At 71.3% G+C, this 19,174-nt stretch carries 17 protein-coding genes and 2 riboswitches; of the genes, 5 read left to right on the top strand and 12 right to left on the bottom strand.

The window, feature by feature from the left end; all coding sequences use genetic code 11:
* Positions 1 to 83: 83 nt before the first annotated feature.
* The 3 genes from AC0KTA_RS10830 (at position 84) to AC0KTA_RS10840 (ending at position 2,757) form a co-directional block, all read left to right on the top strand.
* Complete coding sequence (locus AC0KTA_RS10830) at positions 84 to 989, top strand: LysR family transcriptional regulator (protein WP_481054899.1); 906 nt, start codon at positions 84 to 86, stop codon at positions 987 to 989.
* A gap of 116 nt (positions 990 to 1,105) precedes the next feature.
* On the top strand, positions 1,106 to 1,675 hold the full coding sequence (locus AC0KTA_RS10835) for a cysteine dioxygenase family protein (RefSeq protein WP_481054900.1): 570 nt from the start codon (positions 1,106 to 1,108) through the stop codon (positions 1,673 to 1,675).
* Positions 1,675 to 2,757: a YeiH family protein gene (locus AC0KTA_RS10840; protein WP_481054901.1), complete on the top strand. Its 1,083-nt coding sequence runs from the start codon at positions 1,675 to 1,677 to the stop codon at positions 2,755 to 2,757. Before AC0KTA_RS10835 ends, AC0KTA_RS10840 begins: the two co-directional genes overlap by 1 nt.
* 61 nt (positions 2,758 to 2,818) lie before the next feature.
* On the opposite strand, the gene AC0KTA_RS10845 is transcribed toward AC0KTA_RS10840, so the two are convergent.
* From AC0KTA_RS10845 to AC0KTA_RS10855, 3 genes are read right to left on the bottom strand one after another with little or no spacing between them, the layout of a single operon-like run.
* Positions 2,819 to 3,688: a thioesterase family protein gene (locus AC0KTA_RS10845; protein ID WP_481054902.1), complete on the bottom strand. Its 870-nt coding sequence runs from the start codon at positions 3,686 to 3,688 to the stop codon at positions 2,819 to 2,821.
* Positions 3,689 to 3,730: 42 nt separating this feature from the next.
* A complete protein-coding gene (locus AC0KTA_RS10850) occupies positions 3,731 to 4,600 on the bottom strand; it encodes a helix-turn-helix domain-containing protein (RefSeq protein WP_481054903.1) in 870 nt (289 codons plus the stop codon).
* Positions 4,601 to 4,620: 20 nt separating this feature from the next.
* Complete coding sequence (locus AC0KTA_RS10855) at positions 4,621 to 5,439, bottom strand: helix-turn-helix domain-containing protein (protein ID WP_481054904.1); 819 nt, start codon at positions 5,437 to 5,439, stop codon at positions 4,621 to 4,623.
* 369 nt (positions 5,440 to 5,808) lie between these two features.
* Between AC0KTA_RS10855 and AC0KTA_RS10860 the strand changes: the two genes are divergently transcribed.
* The gene (locus tag AC0KTA_RS10860; RefSeq protein WP_481054905.1) at positions 5,809 to 6,258 is read left to right on the top strand and encodes a hypothetical protein; all 450 of its coding nucleotides are present in this window, start codon (positions 5,809 to 5,811) and stop codon (positions 6,256 to 6,258) included.
* A 130-nt stretch (positions 6,259 to 6,388) separates the two neighbouring features.
* Here the strand turns inward: AC0KTA_RS10860 and AC0KTA_RS10865 are convergent, their stop codons facing one another.
* The 9 genes from AC0KTA_RS10865 to AC0KTA_RS10905 all read right to left on the bottom strand — a co-directional run bounded on the left by AC0KTA_RS10865 (position 6,389) and on the right by AC0KTA_RS10905 (position 17,596).
* Positions 6,389 to 7,051, bottom strand: coding sequence for a trimeric intracellular cation channel family protein (locus tag AC0KTA_RS10865; protein ID WP_481054906.1), 663 nt, complete (start codon positions 7,049 to 7,051; stop codon positions 6,389 to 6,391).
* 247 nt (positions 7,052 to 7,298) lie between these two features.
* Positions 7,299 to 8,849 carry an ABC transporter ATP-binding protein gene (locus AC0KTA_RS10870; protein WP_481054907.1) on the bottom strand — a complete coding sequence of 517 codons (1,551 nt, stop codon included), beginning with the start codon at positions 8,847 to 8,849 and terminating at the stop codon, positions 7,299 to 7,301.
* Positions 8,850 to 8,860: 11 nt separating this feature from the next.
* Positions 8,861 to 9,994, bottom strand: coding sequence for an ABC transporter ATP-binding protein (locus AC0KTA_RS10875; RefSeq protein ID WP_481054908.1), 1,134 nt, complete (start codon positions 9,992 to 9,994; stop codon positions 8,861 to 8,863).
* Complete coding sequence (locus tag AC0KTA_RS10880) at positions 9,991 to 10,992, bottom strand: ABC transporter permease (RefSeq protein ID WP_481054909.1); 1,002 nt, start codon at positions 10,990 to 10,992, stop codon at positions 9,991 to 9,993. Before AC0KTA_RS10880 ends, AC0KTA_RS10875 begins: the two co-directional genes overlap by 4 nt.
* Positions 10,993 to 11,163: 171 nt before the next feature.
* Positions 11,164 to 12,936 carry an ABC transporter substrate-binding protein gene (locus AC0KTA_RS10885; RefSeq protein WP_481054910.1) on the bottom strand — a complete coding sequence of 591 codons (1,773 nt, stop codon included), beginning with the start codon at positions 12,934 to 12,936 and terminating at the stop codon, positions 11,164 to 11,166.
* A 99-nt stretch (positions 12,937 to 13,035) separates the two neighbouring features.
* The gene (locus AC0KTA_RS10890) at positions 13,036 to 14,040 is read right to left on the bottom strand and encodes an ABC transporter permease (RefSeq protein ID WP_481054911.1); all 1,005 of its coding nucleotides are present in this window, start codon (positions 14,038 to 14,040) and stop codon (positions 13,036 to 13,038) included.
* A 402-nt stretch (positions 14,041 to 14,442) separates the two neighbouring features.
* Entirely contained in the window at positions 14,443 to 15,219 is a 777-nt protein-coding gene (locus AC0KTA_RS10895) for an enhanced serine sensitivity protein SseB C-terminal domain-containing protein (RefSeq protein ID WP_481054912.1), read from the bottom strand.
* A 623-nt stretch (positions 15,220 to 15,842) separates the two neighbouring features.
* Positions 15,843 to 16,622, bottom strand: coding sequence for an enhanced serine sensitivity protein SseB (locus tag AC0KTA_RS10900; RefSeq protein WP_481054913.1), 780 nt, complete (start codon positions 16,620 to 16,622; stop codon positions 15,843 to 15,845).
* A gap of 215 nt (positions 16,623 to 16,837) precedes the next feature.
* Positions 16,838 to 17,596, bottom strand: a complete 759-nt coding sequence (locus AC0KTA_RS10905; RefSeq protein ID WP_481054914.1) for an AAA family ATPase — start codon at positions 17,594 to 17,596, stop codon at positions 16,838 to 16,840.
* A gap of 152 nt (positions 17,597 to 17,748) precedes the next feature.
* A riboswitch (glycine riboswitch) is annotated at positions 17,749 to 17,852 on the top strand.
* Positions 17,853 to 17,974: riboswitch (glycine riboswitch) on the top strand. It begins immediately after the preceding riboswitch.
* A 40-nt stretch (positions 17,975 to 18,014) separates the two neighbouring features.
* Between AC0KTA_RS10905 and gcvT the strand changes: the two genes are divergently transcribed.
* On the top strand, positions 18,015 to 19,139 hold the full coding sequence (gcvT, locus tag AC0KTA_RS10910) for a glycine cleavage system aminomethyltransferase GcvT (protein ID WP_481054915.1): 1,125 nt from the start codon (positions 18,015 to 18,017) through the stop codon (positions 19,137 to 19,139).
* Positions 19,140 to 19,174: the final 35 nt, after the last annotated feature.

The following is a 19,174-nucleotide window of genomic DNA, read 5'->3' on the forward strand; positions in this document are numbered from 1 at the left end:
AAGCGCCCGATCCAGAAGCGCCCGATCCAGAAGCGGCGGAAAAGCCCCGTCACCTGTTCCCAAATTCTGCTTATGATTCGGACGTGTTCGACTCCCGGCACATCAGGTCCTTCCACGAAGTGGTCCGCACCGGTTCGTATTCCGCCGCGGCCCGCTCGCTCGGCTATACGCAGCCCGCGATCACCCAGCAGATGAAGGCGCTCGAACGGTCCGTGGGCACGGTCCTGTTCACCCGCGTCGGCCGCCGGATGCGGCTCACGGAGGCGGGCGAGGCGCTGTCCCGGCACGCCGGGGTGATCCTCGGCAACATCGACGCGGCGCAGCAGCAGATGAACGCGATCACGCGGCTGCGCACCGGCCGGGTCAGACTGTGCGCGTTCCCGAGCGCCACCGCCACCCTGATCCCCGAGGCCCTGGCCCGCCTGGCCCGCGGCCACCGCGGCATCCGCGTCGAGCTGCAGGAGTACGAGCCGCCGGAGTCGCTGCGGCGCCTGGTGCACGGCGACGCCGACGTCACGCTCGCGTTCACCTATCCCGGCCTGCGCGAAGACGTGCCGGACGAGGTCGTCGAAGTACCGCTGATGGAGGACCAGTTGACGGTCCTGATGCCCACCCGGCACCCCATGGCGCGGCGCCGCTCGGTGCGGCTCGCCGATCTGTCCGAGGAGCGCTGGATCGCCGGGTGCCTGCGCTGCCGGGCCAACTTCCTGCACGAGTGCGCCGAGCAGGGCTTCGCGCCGGACATCGCCTTCACCACCGACGACAACCTCGTCATACAGAGCCTCGTCTCGGAGGGACTCGGCATCGCGATGATGCCGGGCCTCGTCCTGAACTTCCTGTGCCACCGCTCCGTCACCGGCCGCCCGCTGGACCCGGCGTCGCGGCGGCAGGTGTCCGCGTACGTCCTGCGGGAGCATCTGCGCATTCCGGCCACGGCGCTCGTGCTCGACGAGTTGAAGGCCGTGGCGGCGAACCGGGTGGGTTGCTAGAACGCTCTATCTAGTCTCAACAGGTAAGTTCTCCACCCCATCCATAAGCAAGCTTTGAGGTTCCGCCAAGAAACTGTCGTTGGACGTGATGGATGGTGCGGGCCGACCCTGCCCGTATGACCACCCCCACCGCGCACACCCGCACCCGCACGACGGAGCGCCTCGACGCGCTCGTCTCCGACATCCGCGAGGCCGTCGGCCGCGGCCTGCCGCCGGACCTGACCGCGTACCTGGTCGGCGAGCGCCTCGCGCCCCACCTCGGCGCCGCCGACCTGCTCACCCCCGAGCAGTGCGAGGGCGATCCGGACCGCTACCGCCAGCACCTGCTGCACGCCGAGAGCGACGGCAGCTTCTCCGTCGTCGCTCTGGTGTGGCTGCCCGGCCAGCGCACGTCGGTGCACGACCACGTGTCGTGGTGTGTGACCGGCGTGCACGAGGGCGAGGAGCACGAACGGCGCTACCGGCTCGTGCCGGCCGCGGGGCCCGGCACCGCGGCGCACCTCGTCGCCACGGAGGACGTGGTGAACCCGAAGGGCGCGGTGTGCGGTTTCGCGCCGCCCGGTGACATCCACCGCGTGTGGAACGCGGGTGCCGGGCGGGCGATATCCCTGCACGTCTACGGCGCGGACATCTCGCGGCTCGGCAGCAGCGTGCGGCGCGTGTACGACCTGCCGGCCGACCGCTGATGGCGCTGCTCGGACAGCGCCCGCCGAAACCGGCACCGGCACCGCGTGCGCGCCCGCTCTCGCGGTGGCGCGCGGCCACTTCGGGCCCCTGGCCCGGCCTAGCCCTCGCGGCGACGGGCGTCGCCCTCGCCTGGCTGACCCACCGCCTGGTGCCCGGCATACCGATGCTGACGGTCGCCATCGTCCTCGGTCTGGCGGCCGCGCAGGTGCCCGGTTCGCGGGTGTGGGTACGCGGCTGGGCCCGCCCCGGACTCACCTTCGCCGCGAAACGGCTGATGCGGGTGGGTGTGGTGCTGCTGGGCCTGAAGCTCAGCCTGCGCGATGTGCTGGGGGTCGGCTGGGAGACCGTCGCGATGGTGCTCGTCGTGGTCGCGGCGACGTTCTTCGGTACGTGGTGGCTCGGCCGGAAGCTGGGGCTGCCCGGTGACCAGCCCCTGCTCATCGCCACCGGCTACTCGATCTGCGGGGCGTCGGCGATCGGCGCCGTGAGCGACGTGTCGCGCAGCGAGGAGCGGGACACGGCCGCTTCGGTGGCTGTCGTGACGCTCTGCGGGACGCTCGCGATCGCCGTACTGCCGCTGCTCCAGGGGCCGTTGGGGCTGAGCGACGCGGAGTTCGGGCGGTGGGTCGGGGCGAGCGTGCACGACGTGGGGCAGGTGGTCGCGACCGCGCAGACCGCCGGGGGTGACGCCCTCGGGGAGGGCGTGCTCGTCAAGCTGATGCGGGTGGCGATGCTGGCTCCGCTGGTGGCGGGGGTGGCGATGGCGGCACGGGCACGCGCCGCGGACGCCCCGGGGGCGGTGGACGGCGCGGGTGGGCGACGGCCGCCCCTGGTGCCGCTGTTCGTCGCGGGATTCGTGGGGATGGTGGCGGTACGCAGCACGGGGTGGCTGCCCGACTCGGCCCTCGACGCGGCCGGAGTCGCCCAGGAACTCCTCCTCGCCGCGGCACTGTTCGGCCTCGGCAGCGCGGTGGACCTCCGGTCACTGGTACGCACCGGGGGCCGGGTGGGCCTTGTGGGACTGTGCGCGTGGGTCGTGGTGGGAGGGGTGTCTTATGCGGGGGTGTGCCTTACGGGTTGACGGGTTTCTGGCGGGGCGCCTTGGACACGGGGCCAGGCCTGCCCCTCCCCGTACATGACGGTCAGGGGAGGCGGACTCGGGCCAGTTGGCGGGACTGGGCGACCAGGCGGTCGGCGGAGTCCCAGACTTCGGCGTCCTCCTCCAGATAGCCACCGGCCAGGTTGCGGGTGGAGATGGCGACGCGGAGGGGCCCGGGCACGGGCCGGGCACGGACGTGGACGGTGAGTTCGACGGTGGGCACCCACCCCTTGAGCCCGAGCTCGAACGCCGTCGGCGGCAACGCGTCCACGGCGAGCAACAGCGACAGCGGGTCGGCGGGGCGCCCGTCGGCGAGCCCGAACCACCCCCGCATCTCCCCCTTGCCGGACGGCGCCCCCAACGCCCACCCCAGCGTCGCGGGATCCAGCTTCAGCCACAGCCGGTCGGCGATCGCGGACGACCCTGGCACGGCGCGCTGCTCGGCCGGCGCGTCGTCGGCCCCGAAGCACTCCTCGACGGGCGGCAGCACCGGCGGCACGGCCGACGTACGCACATCGTCGGGCAACGCCCCGAGATCCCCGTACGAAGCAAGCACCCGCAGCCGCTCGACCTCACTGCCGTCGGCCCCGAACTGTACGAGCGAGGCCTGCCCGGTGGAGAGCCCGCGCCCGGTCCGCACGGTCTGGGTGCGGACGACGGCGGGCCCCGGCGCGGACGCCGTCAGATAGTGCGCGGAGACCGTGAACGGGTCGGGATGCGGCAGCGCGTGCGCGAGGGCGCGGCCGACGACCGCGAGGAGATAGCCGCCGTTGACGGCGTTGACGATGGTCCAGCCCGCGGAGAGGTCGGTGTCGTAGACGCCCGGCTCCCGCTCGGTGACCGCCGTGTCGCGGTCGAACTCGCTGTCCCCCACCGCCGCGCGCGCTACCGGCGCCTCAGATGTTTCCACCATGCCAGCAACGTACAACATGAAACTACTGAGCGGTAGCTTTTTTCACGGGCCGAAGCACACACGCCCCCCGTCACCGCCCGCCGCCGGATCGAGGCAGACCTCGGCCCTGCGGGCGTCGCGGGCCGCCGTCATCGGGGTCGCGATGTAGTCGTCGGAGTTCCGCGCGAGGGCCCGCTTGGTGCGCGCGCCCGGCTGGGACAGCTCGATGCGGTCGCCCGCCCGCAGGTTCATGCCGCGCGCCCAGACCGCCCCGCACCGCTCGCTGTACCGGATCTCGACGCGCTGCCCGCCGGGGGCCGTCCGCATCAGTGGCGAGACGACCATGCCCTGCCTGCCGCACCCCATCTCCTTGGGGTTCTTGCCCTCGCAGGACCGCGCACGGCACCCCGGCTCGAACTGCGCCGGAGGCGCCAAGGGCCGCCCGTCGGCCTCGTCACGTACCGGCCCTCCCGAGCCTCCCGACGCGGCGCCCGTCGACAGGACCACCGCCAGCGTCACGGCGCCGACGGCGGCCGCCACCACGCCGCCCACCAGCGCCGCCCGCCGCCCGCGCCGGACCCGATGCCCGGCCGTGACGGTGGCGGCGGACGGACGCGGCGCGGGCACCGCGGCCCGAGTCGACCGCGCCCGGCCGCTCCACACGGGGTCCGCGAGCCCCCACAGCGCGAGCAGCCGCCCCGAGGGCTCCCGCGCCACCTCGCACAGCGACTCCACCGCCTGTTTCGGCGGCTGCTGCTTGCCGTTGAGATAGCGGTCCCAGGAGGACTTGCTGTACGGCGTGTGCCGCGCGAGCGCGGCCAGGCTCAGGCCCGCGCGCTCCTTCACCTCGCGCAACTCGGCGGCGAGACGGGCGCATTCGAGAGGCGTTTCGGCGTCCGCCCCGCTCACGGCGTGTTCCTTGTGCCCGCTCATGACGTGTTCCTTGTGCGCCTTCACCGTCGCAGCGCCCCCCACGTGTCCGGGCCCACGATCCCGTCGGGCGCCAGGTGCTGGGTCTTCTGGAAGCTCCGGGCCGCGCTCTTGGTCCGCTCGCCGTACGCGCCGTCGACCGTGCCCGGGTCGTGGCCGTGGTGGCGCAGCAGGCACTGGGCCTCCACGACGTCCCAGCTCGTGCTGTTGGTGTCGAGCAGCACCTCGGTGCTGAGGCTGTAACCGGCGTACAGGGCGCCGTCCTTGCGGCCGATGTCGCAACGGTGGCTCTTGCCGGGCCGGAAGACGAACACGCCCCGCTGCTCTCCCGGCTGCCCCTGCTGCGACGTCTGCTCCTGCCGGTCCGGGCGGCCCTCGGACGAGGAGCCGTCGCCGTCCCACGGGCGGCCGATCAGCAGGCTCGTGACGGCGGCGAGCAGGGCGGCGCAGACCACGCCGACCAGGAGGCGACGGCGGCGCGGGCCCCCGGGGCGGCGCGGCGGACCGTCGCGGCCTCCGTCCGCCCCCTCACCACCTTCGCTCGCCTCACTCCCCATGGCCCCCTCCGGGCCCTCGCTCCCCCACGCCTCCGCCGCCACGTCCCGCAGCGCGAGCAGCCGGCCGGGGTCCGCCCCGCACGTCCGGGCCAGCTCCTCGACGGCCTCGCGCGGCGGTAGCGCCTTGCCGTTGAGATAGCGCGCCCAGGACGAGCCGCTGTAGGAGGTCTTGGCTGCGAGAGCGGACTGGCTGAGCCCGCTGTGGTCCTTCAACGCCCGCATCTGTACGACGAGTTGCCACACACGCCGGTCCAGGGAGGCGGGCAGCTCCTTCCAACGCGACATGCTCCACCCCTGACGCGTTCGAGATCCCCCGAGGCGACGAGTGCCTCCCGCCGTGTGGCGGCAGGCCGTACGCCCTTCCCCCGAAGGATGGCAAGGGCGCGGGGTCCGGTTCCAGCCTTTCCCCGGCCACCGTTCAACACGCGCCATGGTCGACAAGCCGCGTCGGGGTCCGAGGGCCGTCCCGCCGTCCCACGACGACGGCATGGGACACGGCGCCCCCGCAGGTCAGAGGCCCGGGCCTCCCGCGAACCCGCCACTTCGCGGCTTCCCCTGTCCGCCGTGCCGCGGCCCGGCGCACAGTCGGTGACGCACAACGGGCGGCGTGGTCCACCCCACGCCGCCCCACCACACAGGAAGGGACGAAGCCACATGATCATCGGTAAGCGCGCAGCAATCGGCACGGCGGCCCTGGCTCTCGGCGGCGGCCTGATGGCCTCGGGCGTGGCGCCCACCGCCTTCGCCTCCCAGGGGTCCGCCGCCCAGCGGGCACCGCAGGCCACCATGGCCGTCACGGACCAGGGCACCCAGCAGTCCGCCGACGCGCGGCGGCCCGGCTGCCCCTGGCCGTCCGTCTGCTTCTACAAGGGCAACACCCTGCTCGCGAAGTACAAGGACATGGGCTACCAGAACCTCGGTCCGCGGGCCAAGCAGGCCAAGGTCATCACCAACTCCCGCCGTGACGACGGAGCCAAGCTCTACTTCGTGCACACGAGCGGCCAGCGGAAGTCGGCCTGCCTCAAGCCGCGCAAGACCGGCTACGTCAATCCTGGCTGGAAGCCGTACGCCATCAACATCCGCAACAGCCCCAGCTGCCGGTGACCGACCGGCCCTGCGGTGACCCGGGTGGCCTCCGGTGACCCGGGTGATCCCGGTGACCCGGGTGACACGACAGCGGGCGGCCCGTCCTCCCTCGGGGGAGAGGACGGGCCGCCCGCCTGCCCTGCCCGGGTCAGACCGACTCCTCGGCGGCCGACGAGCGGCGGTTCCAGGCGCGCGGCGCCCGCCAGTGGTAATGCATCGCGAGCAGCCGCAGCACGAACGCGGTGACGATGGCGAACGCCGTCGTGAACCCGTTCAGGGCGTCGAAGCGGATGCACAGGGCGACGATCGTGGCGCCCACGACGGCGGGGACCGCGTACAGGTCACGGTCCCAGCGGACCAGGGACGGCACCTCGTTGGCGACGATGTCGCGCAGGACGCCGCCGCCGACCGCCGTGGCCAGGCCCAGGGTGGCGGACGCGGTGAGGCCGAGCCCGTAGTCGTACGCCTTCGTGGTGCCCGTGACGCAGAACAGGCCGAGGCCGGCCGCGTCGAAGACGTTCACCGCGAACTGGGTGCGTTCGACCTGGGGGTGCAGGAAGAACACGAGGAGTGCGGCGAGCAGCGGCGTGAGGAAGTAGCCGAGATCGGTGAAGGCGGCCGGGGGGACCGCGCCGATCACCAGGTCGCGGAAGAGGCCGCCGCCGAGGGCCGTGACCTCGGCGAGTACGGCGATGCCGAAGACGTCGAAGTTCTTGCGTACGGCGAGGAGGGCGCCGGATATCGCGAAGACGAAGATGCCGACGATGTCCAGTGCGTGCTGGACCCCCGGGCTGAACAGTTCCTGAAGCACGCACCATTGTCCCCCAACCGAAAGCCACCCCTCCCGCCCCAGCCCCTGACCACCCCGGGCAGGAAACGCGCCGCGAGCGGCAAAAGCCCCGGGGGGCGGGGAACCCCGGCACATGCCGGGGGTCGGCAGAGGAACGCGCCGCCAGCCGTAAGGGCGGACGGGTGGGTGGGGGAAAGCCCGTCCGGCGATTGAGGACGAGGCCGGAGGCCGATCTGCGGTGCGGCGGCCTCCGGCACCAAAAGCACGCTCAGTCGGTCGTGCCCGAGCCCTTCTTCAACCCCGCGCCCTTCTTCGAACCCGTGCCCTGTTCCGGACCCACGTCCTCCCCCGGCTCGGCGTCCTTCTGCAGCTCGGCGTCCGCTCGCGGCTCGGCGTCCACCTGAGGCTCGGCGGGCCCGTCCGCCACCGCAGGCTCCTCCGCCTCGGCGGCCTCAGCCTCCGGAGCAGACACCTCCGCGGCAGCGGACTCCTCCGCGGACGCAGGCTCCTCCGCAGGAGCGGACTCCTCCGGAGACGCGGGCTTCTCCGCCTCGGCGGCCTCAGCCTCCGAAGCAGGCTCCTCCGCAGCAGCGGCCTCCCCCGGAGACGCGGCCTCCCCCGCGGCAGCGGACTCCTCCGCGGACGCGGCCGACGCCGGCGCCGGCGACTCGGCGGCGCCCCCACCTCCCGTACCCTCCGCGGCAGCGGCCTCCGCATCCGCCACGGTGCTCACCGACACCACATCGATCGCCTCCCTGGCCACCTGGAGGAGCTTCGTGTCCTCGGGGGCCTGGTCGGAGGCGTTCTCGGGGTGGTGGCAGGCCACCTGGTGGGCGGTTTCGAGGGCGAGGAGCGGAGGCTCCTTGACCGCGCAGATCTCCGTCGCCTTCCAGCACCGCGTGTGGAAGCGGCACCCGCTCGGCGGGTCGATGGGCGAGGGCACGTCCCCGCGCAGCAGGATGCGCTCGCTCTTGACCCCGCGCCGCTTGGGGTCCGGCACCGGCACCGCGGACAGCAGCGCCTTGGTGTACGGATGCATGGGCCTGGTGTACAGGTCCTTGCGGTCCGCGAGTTCGACGATCTTGCCGAGGTACATCACCGCGATGCGGTCGGACACGTGCCGGATGACCGACAGGTCGTGCGCGATGATCACGTACGTGAGCCCGAGCTCGTCCTGGAGGTCGTCGAGGAGGTTGACCACCTGGGCCTGGATGGACACGTCCAGGGCGGACACCGGCTCGTCGGCGACGACCAGCTTCGGCTGGAGGGCGAGCGCCCGCGCGATGCCGATGCGCTGGCGCTGGCCGCCGGAGAACTCGTGCGGATAGCGGTTGTAGTGCTCGGGGCTGAGGCCGACCCGCTCCAGCATCCCCTGGACGGTCTTCTTGACGCCGCCCTCGGGGCTGACGCCCTGGAGCTTGAAGGGCGCGCCGACAATCGTGCCGATGGTGTGCCGGGGGTTCAGCGACGAGTACGGGTCCTGGAAGATCATCTGGACGTCGCGGCGCAGCGGCCGCATCTTCGCCGTGCCCAGGTGCGTGATGTCCACGCCCTCGAACTCCACGCGCCCGCTGGTCGGTTCGAGCAGCCGGGTGATGAGCCGCCCCATCGTCGACTTGCCGCAGCCGGACTCGCCGACGACGCCGAGCGTCTCACCGGAGCGCACGTCGAAGCTCAGCCCGTCGACGGCCTGGACGGCCGCGACCTGCCGCTGGAGCAGCCCCTTCTTGATGGGGAAGTGCTTCACCAGGCCGTCGACCTTGAGCAGCACGTCCCGCTCGGCGTCCGGGGCGGGTTTCGCCTGCGGGGGGATGGTCATGTCCTGGTCCTTCACAGCTTCGGCGCAATCTCTTCGGTCCAGATCTTGGTGCGCTCCTCGCGCGACATGTGGCAGGCCGAGTAGTGCCCGGAGCCGACCTCGCGCAGCTCGGGGCGCTCGGTGCGCGTGATCTGGTCCTTGGGCACGTCGGCGTGCGGGCAGCGCGGGTTGAAGGCGCAGCCGCTCGGCAGGTTGATGAGGCTGGGCGGGGAGCCCTTGACCGGTACGAGGCGCTCGGTCTCCTCGCGGTCGATGCGCGGCATCGAGCCGAGCAGGCCCCAGGTGTAGGGGTGCTGGGGCTCGTAGAACACCTGCTGCGCGGAGCCGCGCTCGACGCACCGGCCGCCGTACATCACGAGCAGGTCGTCGGCCATCTCGGCCACCACGCCCAGATCGTGGGTGATCATGATGACCGCGGAGCCGAACTCCTTCTGCAGATCGCGGATCAGGTCCAGGATCTGCGCCTGCACCGTCACGTCGAGCGCCGTCGTGGGCTCGTCCGCGATGAGGAGTTCCGGGTTGTTGACGAGCGCCATGGCGATCATCGCGCGCTGCCGCATGCCGCCGGAGAACTCGTGCGGGTAGGCGTCGACGCGCTTGTCCGGCTGCGGGATGCCCACGCGGTCGAGCATGTCGATGGCCCGCTTGCGCGCGACCTTCTTGTCGACGTCGTGGTGGACCCGGTACGCCTCGACGATCTGCTTGCCGATGGAGTAGTACGGGTGCAGCGCGGACAGCGGGTCCTGGAAGATCATCGCCATCTCGCGGCCGCGCAGCTTGCGCACCTCGTCCGCCGGGGCGCTGAGCAGTTCGGTGCCGTTCAGCCAGATCTCGCCGGAGAGCTGCGGCTTGCGACGGCCGTATTGCCCGGCCGTATGCAGGCCGAGGATGCCGAGCGAGGTGACGGACTTGCCGGAGCCGGACTCGCCGACGATGCCGAGGGTGCGGCCCTTCTCCAGCTGGAAGGAGAGCCCGTCGACGGACTTGACCAGGCCGTCGTCGGTCGGGAAGTGCACCTTGAGGTCGCGCACCTCGAGGAAGGCGGTGGGAGCGGGCGAGCCGGAGACCACTTCGCCGACGGCCGCGCCGGATTTGGCGACCGAGGTGCTCTCGGGAGCGGCTCCGCTCTTGGACAGTTCGGTCATCCCAGCCTCACTCGCGGGTCGATGACGGCGTACAGAAGGTCCACGACGAGGTTGGCGACGGCGATCGCGAGGGCCGCGCACAGGGTGACGCCGAGGATCACGGGCAGGTCCTTGCTGCTGATGGCCCTGACCGCTTCGAGGCCGAGGCCCGGAAGGTTGAAGGTGGACTCGGTGAGCACGGCGCCGCCCATGAGCACGCCGAGGTCGAGTCCGAAGACGGTGAGGATCGGCGTCATCGCGGAGCGCAGTGCGTGTCTGCGGATGACGGCGGGCTCGCCGAGGCCCTTGGCGCGCGCGGTGCGGATGTAGTCCTCGCCGAGCACTTCCAGCATGGTGGCGCGGGTGAGACGGGCGTACATCGCGGCGTTCAGGAAGGCGAGGACGATCCACGGCAGGATCAGCGTCTGGAACCAGACGTCGATGGAGTCGTCCGTACTGAGGCTGTCGGCGATCTCCACCCAGCCCAGGTTGTGGACGAAGATGCCCATCGCGATCATGCCGGTGAAGAAGACGGGGAGCGAGACGCCGCCGAGGGCGGTCGTCATCGCGGCGCGGTCCCAGACCGTGCCCCGCTTGAGCGCGGAGACCACACCGGTGAGGACACCGGCACCCAGCCACAGCACACAGGCGCCGGCGGCGAGCGCGCCGGTCACGGGCAGGGCGTCCTTGAGGGTCTCCCAGACGGGGGCCTCGGTGCGGAAGGAATAGCCGAAGCAGGGCGCCGGGCAGTGCGTGACGTCACTGCCGTTGGCGTAGTCCCGGCCCATCGGGATGCCCTTGATGAAGTCCCAGAACTGGATGATCAGCGGGTCGTCGAGGCCGAGTTTGGTGCGGATGCCTTCGAGCTGCTCGGCTCCGGCCTGCTTCCCTGCGAAGAGGACGGCGATGTCCTGTCCCGCCCACTTGGGCAGCATGTAGAAGACGGTGAAGGTCGCGAGCAGTACGACCAGCACCATGATGATGACGGCGATCAGGCGCCGGATGAGATAAGCAAGCACTGTGCGCGGCCCGGCGGTGGCTCCCCGGCCCCCTTGTGAGGGGCCGGGGAGCCACCGCCCGGGGCCATCACCTGCCCTTCGGACTGGCGGGATGCGGCGGCGGTGTGGCGGTCGGTCGAGTAGTACGGTCGCCGCGGCGGGATTCACGCCCGCCGCGGCGGCTCTCCGGCGTTACTTCTTGTCGTTGACGCCGAGCGAGACGTAGTCGTACCGGCCGTTGTAGGCGTCGGACATGTAGGCGTTCGTCAGCCGCTCGCCGCGCCAGGTGATGTTCTTCTCGTACAGGAACGGCATCCAGTCGGCCTGGTCGAGGATGCGCTTGTCGATCTTCTTGTAGATCTCCGCGGCCTTGGTCAGGTCGGTCTGGGCGATCGCCTCGTCGAACATGGCGTCGATCTTCTTGTCCTTGATCTGGGACTCGTTGTAGTTGCCGTTCTCGTTCAGGAAGCGGCTGTCGAACAGCGGCTGCGCGTAGCCCTGGCCGGTCGGGAAGTCCGGGCCCCAGCCGCTCATCTGCATGCTGTAGCCGCGCTTCTGCACGACGGACGGCGAACCGGTGATGCTGGCGGAGTCGGCGCCGTCGAGCTGCTCGACGGAGACGTTGATGCCGACCTTCTTGAGCTGCGCCTGCAGGGCCTCGGCCGTGTCGACCTCACCCGGGTTGTTGTTGCGCGCGGTGATCTTGGCGCTGAAGCCGTTCGGCTTGCCGCACTGCTTCAGCTCGTCCTTGGCCTTGGCGATGTCCGGCTTGCCCTTGCGCTCAAGGACTCCGTACGGGTCGTAGTCGCTGGAGCCCGGGACCGCCTTCGGCAGGGTGCTGTTGGCGATGTCACCGGCCGCGAGCTTGCCGCCGCGGGTCTGCTGCAGGCCCGCGAAGTCCGTGCCGTAGAAGACGGCCTTGCGGCAGTGCACGTTGTCGAACGGCTTGGCCGTGTGGATCAGTGCGACATAGCGCACGAAGGACGTGTGCATGTTGTCGACGTTCGCCTTGTGCTTCTGCACCGCGGTGACACGGCCGGACTGGGTCATGCCCGTGCCGTTGAGGTCGACGTCGTAGTCGCCGTCCATCAGGCGCTTGTCGTTCTCCTCCAGGTTGGCGGAGATCGTCACGTCGATCTTGTCCGGCAGGGCCGGGCGGATCGGGTCCGAGTCCTTCTTCCACTTGTCGTTGCGGACCAGGACGATCTTCTTGCCGGGCTTGTACGACTGGAACTTGTACGGGCCCGAGGAGAACGGCCGCGAGGTGTACTTGGCCTTGGTGTCCTTGGCCGCCTTCACCGGGGAGCCGGCCGGCATCGCCAGGAACTGCTCGAAGTCACCGTTGCGCTTGGGCAGCTTGAAGACGATGGTCTTGTCGTCGGGCGTCTCGATCGCCTTCAGACCCAGCTTGTCCTTGGACGTGTCCTTGTACGGACCCTTGTACTCACCCTTGGGGTCGAGCGTCTGGCGGATGTAGCCAGGACCACCGGTGATGGTGTCGGTCGCCCACAGGCGCTCGATGCCGTACTTGACGTCCTTGGAGGTCAGCGGCGAACCGTCCTCCCAGGTGACGCCGTCACGCAGCTTGTACGTGTAGGTCTTGCCGTCCTTCGAGATGTCCGCGGTGGACTCGGCGAGGTCCGGGACCAGCTTCGTGCCCTCCTTGCCCGGCTTGGTGTCGTACGACACCAGCTGCCGGGTGTAGAAGCGCATGAAGTCCCAGGACATGCCGTAGTAGGCACGCTGCGGGTCGGTCGAGTCGAGGTCCTGCTTGCCGACCATGCGCAGCGTGCCGCCGGCCTTCTTGGACGGGTTGGCGACCTTGTTCAGGGCGGCGTTGTAACCCGCGCCCTTCCCGCCGCCGTTGTCGTCGTCGCCACCGCCGCACGCCGTGGTGGTGACCAGTGCCGCGACGACGAGGGCCGCACCAGCGGTGAGCCGTCGTTTCGGGGAAACTCTGGGCATTTTCTCGCAACCTCCGAGATTCGCGGTCCCTGGCCTATCGCTGCCGAGAACCATGGAATGAGCCACCTGACCAGCGGCAGGGGCAAGTCAGTTGGACTGCTAGCGGGTTCCCTTGGGGTCGAGCGCGTCGCGCAGACCGTCCCCGAAGAGGTTGAAGGCGAGCACCGTGATGAAGATCGTCACACCCGGGAAGACCATGAACATCGGGTCGTGCTCGTACGTTTCGAGGGCGTCGCGCAGCATGCCTCCCCAGGAGGCGGTCGGCGGCTTGACGCCCGCGCCGAGGAAGCTGAGAGCGGCCTCCGTGAGGATGTTCGTCGGGATCATCAGCGTCGCGTAGACGGTGATGGGGGCGACCAGGTTGGGCAGCAGCTCGCGGAAGAGGATGTGGCGCCGGCCGCCGCCGAGGCTCTTGGCCGCCTCGACGTACTCGCGCTCGCGGAGCGAGAGCGTCTGGCCGCGCACGATGCGTCCGATGTACGGCCAGCCGAAGAAGCCGATCACAAGGACGAGGATCGCGACGCGCACGCTCGTCCCTTCCAGGCCCATCAGGTCGTCGGGGAGCACCGAGATCAGGGAGATGATGAAGAGCAGCTGCGGGAACGAGAGCAGCACGTCCATCACGCGGCTGATCAGGGCGTCGACCCAGCCGCCGAAGTAGCCGGCGATGATCCCGAAGAGCGTGCCGAGGACCACGGCGACGATGGCGGCGAGGAAGGCCACGAGCAGTGAGATGCGTGCGCCGTAGACGATCCGGCTGAATACGTCGCGGCCCTTGTTGGGCTCGACGCCGAACAGGAAGTCGCCGCTGACGCCGCCGAGCGAGCCCGTGGGCAGGTTGGTCAGCGGGTCCAGCTTGTCCTGGTGGAAGTCGTTCGGCGGATGGCCGAGGACGCTGACGATCAGGGGCGCGAAGACGGCGACCAGGACCAGGACCAGCACGGTGATGCCACCGGCCAGCGCGACCTTGTCCCGCTTCAGCCGGTTCCAGGCGATCTGCTTGAGGGACCGCCCCTCGACCTTCTTCACCCCTGCACCGCCTGCGGGAGCGACGTCCTCAGTGGGTTTCGCGTCCGCAGGTGTGTCATGCAATGGCGCCGTCATCGTGGCAGGGACCCCTCTCAACCGGCGGTGACCGGCCCGCACTTGCCGCTGTAGCGACGTGATCAGTCCGTCGTACACAGGGGCGAAGGCCCCTTGTGAGCGGGAGTCTTCAACGGGGCCGCGATCTGTTACCAGACTTGTCGGGGAATGGATGCGCAACCGTGATGCTGATCGAGGTGTTCCGTTATCCGGACGTGACTGAACGCCGGGCGAACACGGGGCAGTTGGGGTCCAAGGCGCCACAGGAGCCCATAACGTCGCTCCGGCCCCGTTAGCGGACATCGCGCACGTCGGCGCTGTTCAGGCCGATGGCGGTCGTCGGTTTTCGGCCTGCGGCCGGATGATGTCCGGATCGAGGTGGTGGAAGTTTCGGGGTTTTCGCGGGTTTTACGGCGGTTTTCTTCAGTACGACGCGGGATAGCCGTATCCGCCTGCGGCGGGGGCCGGGGCCGCCTGCGGGTCGCGGTCGTAGAACGGGCGGGCGTTGGCGCGCAGCCACATCGCGACCGGGTCGTGCGGGTCGGACATCGCGACGGTCGAGACCGGCAGGCCCTCGGGGACGGCGCCGATGGACTGCTGCATCATCGCGCGGACCGTGTCGACCGACCCGGGCGAGGTGTCGTACACGTCCAGGCCGATGGCCAGGTACGGGGCGCCGAGGGCGGGCTGGACCCAGGCGCGGCGCAGCGAGCGGACCGCCGGGGTGCGGTGCGCGTTCTGCGTCAACAGGGCGTAGAACTGCGGGAGTTCGATGGCCGGGTCGGTCAGCCGCAGCGGGCCCGCGGGCTGCAGGTCGAGGCCGCTCGCGATGCGGCGCAGGTCGAGCCAGGGGATGCCGACGCCGCCGCCCGGGGCGTGCGGGTTCAACCACAGGCCGTAGTGGTCCGGGTACAGGGCGCGGGCCGCGTCGACGCCGCCGATCACTTCGTACCCGCGGTTCCAGCCGCTGGCCGCGAGCTCCTGGGCGGAGGTCACGCAGGGGGCGTAACCGAGGCCGTCGACCTCCATGTTGCCGTACTGCGCGTCGGGGGAGCCCGCCTGGCCGTGCCAGAGCAGCATCCAGACGCGGCCGTCGGCGAGGGCGTGCAGGAGCGCCTCGTACGCGTCATAGCGCCCGGGCGTCACCTGGCGCAGCATGTGCTCGACCTGTCCCGCTGCGGCCGTGCCCGACGCACTCACCCGTAACCGCCCCTTCGCGACGTACCCGACGTACCCGACCTGCCCGCACGGCCGTGTCGACCGAGTCGGGTTCCCAGCTTACTTCTGGCGGGGGCGCCTTGATCGGGGCTCGGCCCTGGCGCACCGTAGCGGCAACCGCCGCCACCGCTGCGCGGCGGCGTTCTCCCACCCACCCACCCGTTACTGTCGGCCCCGCCGCACCGCCGGGGCTGGACCTTGGCCCTGTGGGGGGGGAACCACCACGCGGCGCGAACGGACGCGTCCACCGGGCTGCGGCCCCCGGCCCACCCTGCGGCCCACAGTCACGGGTGGGCGGGTGGGAGAAAACGCCGCGCGCAGCGCGGCGCACCACCCACCCAGCCGCGGACGAAGCACAACGCGAGGACAGCGACCACCGCGCGGCGCGAACGGACGCGTCCACCGGAATCCGGCCCCCGGGCCCACCCTGCGGCCCACAGTCACGGGTGGGCGGGTGGGAGAAAACGCCGCGCGCAGCGCGGCGCACCACCCACCCAGCCGCGGACGAAGCACAACGCGAGGACAGCGACCACCGCACGGTGCGAACGGACGCGGGCACCGACCTCAGGCCCCCGGCCAGGAACGGCAGCCGCGGACGCAGTCACCTACCGAACCGAGAAGAACGGCCGCGTCCGCTCCCTCATCCAGTCGGCCACCGGGTCCTGGGCGACGTCCAGGAGGACCAGGTTGACCGGCCAGGGGACGGGGAACCGGGTGAGGGCGCGGCCCAGGGCCTGCATGGGGGCGTCGCGGGCGTCGCCCTCCCAGGAGGTCAGTTCGACGCCGACGAAGAGGGAGGGCGCGTCGTCCTCGACGGCGGCCAGGCAGCGGCGCGCGGTGAGCACGACACCCGCCGCCTCGAACTCCCGGGACGCGGCGGACAGGAAGTCCACCGGGTCCTCCTTCCAGTCCGGCTCGAACAGCCGCACCCGCCCCCCGCTCGCGGGACCGTCCAGCTCGGTGCGCCCCACGCGGCACAGCGCGGCGACGGCCGGCGGCGGCAGCGGCACGGCGACGGTGCCCTCGGGGTTCAGGGCGATCCCGAGCTGCGGCGGCAGACCGCGCGCGAACTCCACGGCCGGCGCCACCGTGCAGTTCATCCGGCCGCCCGTGGCCTGCTGGAACTGCTGCTCGGAGGTGAAGACGGGGACGTACGCCTGACCGTCGATCTCCAGCGTCGGCAGGTCGAGGGTCGCGCTCTCGGGGCCGCCGCCTCCGGGCAGGGGCACCCAGACGTGGCTGCGGCCCAGCGTCTCGACCATGCGGGCGCCCACCGCGTCGGACGGTGGCGCCCCGAGCGAGGCCGCGAGCACCTCCTCCAGCTCGTTGGCCGGCCATCCCCCGTCGGGATGCGCGTGCGCCGGAAAGTCCCCCGGAAAGTCCATCTGTCCCAACCCTTGCTCTGCCCTGCGCGTGCCGTTCTGCCTTGTGCCTGCCTCGCGCGCTTCCGGGGCCGACCCTAACGCCGGGCCCTCGCGGGGCGCCCCAGGCCCACCCCTTCCCGTAACCAGGGGGCTGCCGCCCCCTGGACCCCTGCTTATCGCCGCTTCGCGGCTCGTCCTCAAACGCCGGACGGGCTGACAACTCCCGCCGAACAGACCTACACGTCCGCCCCGAACCCGATCTCCCCCAACACCCCCGCCGCCTCCCGGTCGAGCAGCACCGCCGAGCCGCAGCCCCGCGGCAGCTCCCCGCGCTCGGCGGAGCGGACCAGGTGGCCGACCGTCCTGCGGTGCCGCGCGAAGGCGTACCGCGACACTCCGCGCCCGCGCGCCCGCTGGCCGTCCAGGGCCACCTCGACCGGCACGTCGAGCAGCAGCAGATGCAGCGTCGCCCCGCGCCGGACGGCGGCGCGGGCCAGCCAGCGGCGCACCCACGGCTGCGTACCGCAGTCGTGCACGACGACGCCGGCGCCGGAGCGCAGCGCCCGGCGCAGGCCCGCGTAGTGCGCGAGGCGGACCAGGGGGCGGTAGAGCGCGTACGGAAGCAGCCGGGGCATGCGGGCCGCCCAGCGGTCGCGGGTGTCCTGGGAGTCCACGCGCGGGCCCGCCACGGCGCGCCGCATCAGCGTGGACTTGCCGCTGCCGGGCAGCCCGGAGACGACCACGACGTCGCTCGCGGCGAACACCAGGCGCCGCGGCCCGCGCCCCGCCCGCTCCCGGAGGTCGCGCACGACGGCCCGCGGGAAGAACCCGAGGCTCTCCCGCGAGGGGGCGCCGGACTGCGACGGCAGCGCGACACCGACGCCGCTGCCCGGCAGCACGACACCGCCCTCGGGCAGCGCCACCCCCGTGGTGGTCGCACCAGCACCGCTCCTGCGCACCGTGATCGGCCTCCCCATGCTGGTCACGTCACTCATCCCCAGTACTTCTCCGTCGAGTGTAAAGAGAAGGTAATGCTGTACAAGGGCGCCAAGGCCCGGGCTGTTCCCCGAACCGGCGCATCGGGTTGCGGCTGTTGTGAAGCGGGGGCGCGTGCAATGATGAGCGCGCCAACTCCATACCGGCCGCTTGAATCCGCGCGGGAGAGTTCCCAGGGACACGACACTCGTCCTGGGGCGCCGAAGGAGCAAGTTCCTCCCTTGAATCTCTCAGGCCCCGTACCGCGCGGGCGAGGCACATCTGAAAAGCGGGCCACTCCCCCGGTCAACGGGACGGCTCCACCCAAGGTGCAAGTCATGACCCGTCATACGTACGGGACGTGGTGAACCTCTCAGGTTTATGACAGATGGGGAGGATCGACCTCGCCCGTCATGCCATGCCCGGGAGTCAGTACTGATGAGCCACACCCCACGCCACACCGCCCTCGATGCTTTGCATCGTTCGCTGGGCGCCACCATGACCGACTTCGCGGGCTGGGACATGCCGCTGCGGTACGGCAGCGAGCGCGACGAGCACAACGCGGTCCGCACCCGCGCCGGCCTCTTCGACCTCTCCCACATGGGCGAGATCACCGTCACCGGCCCCGAGGCCGTGGACCTGCTCAACTACGCGCTCGTCGGCAACATCGGCTCCGTCGGCGCCGGCCGCGCCCGCTACACCATGATCTGCCGGGCGGACGGCGGCATCCTCGACGACCTGATCGTCTACCGGCTCCAGGACCAGGAGTTCATGGTCGTCGCCAACGCCGGCAACGCCCAGGTCGTCCTCGACGCCCTCACCGAGCGCGCCGCCGGCTTCGACGCCCGGGTGCGGGACGACCGGGACGCGTACGCGCTGATCGCCGTGCAGGGCCCCGAGTCCCCCGGCATCCTCAAGTCCGTCACGGACGCCGACCTGGACGGCCTGAAGTACTACGCGGGCCTGCCCGGCACCGTCGCGGACGTGCCCGCCCTGATCGCCCGCACGGGCTACACCGGCGAGGACGGCTTCGAGCTGTTCGTGGCCCCCGAGCACGCCGAGAAGCTGTGGCGGGCGCTGACCGAGGCGGGCGCCCCGGCGGGCCTGATCCCGTGCGGCCTGTCCTGCCGCGACACGCTGCGCCTGGAGGCGGGCATGCCGCTGTACGGGCACGAGCTGACGACGGACCTGACGCCTTTCGACGCCGGTCTGGGACGGGTCGTCAAGTTTGACAAGACGTCGCACGCGGACGACTTCGTGGGCGCCGAGGCGCTGCGCGCCGCCGCCGAGCGCGCCGAGGCCGCTCCCCCGCGCAAGCTCGTCGGCCTGGTCGCCGAGGGCCGCCGGGTCCCGCGCGCGGGCATGAGCGTGGTCGCCGACGGCGAGGTCATCGGCGAGGTCACCTCCGGCGCGCCGTCCCCGACCCTCGGCAAGCCGATCGCGATGGCCTACGTGGACGCGGCGCACGCCGCCCCCGGCACGCCGGGCGTGGGCGTGGACATCCGCGGCACGCACGAGCCGTACGAAGTCGTCGCGCTGCCGTTCTACAAGCGCCAGAAATAACGCGTCAGAAATCGCGAGAAGTCGCGAGAAGTAAC

The organism is Streptomyces sp. Y309, from assembly GCF_056712025.1.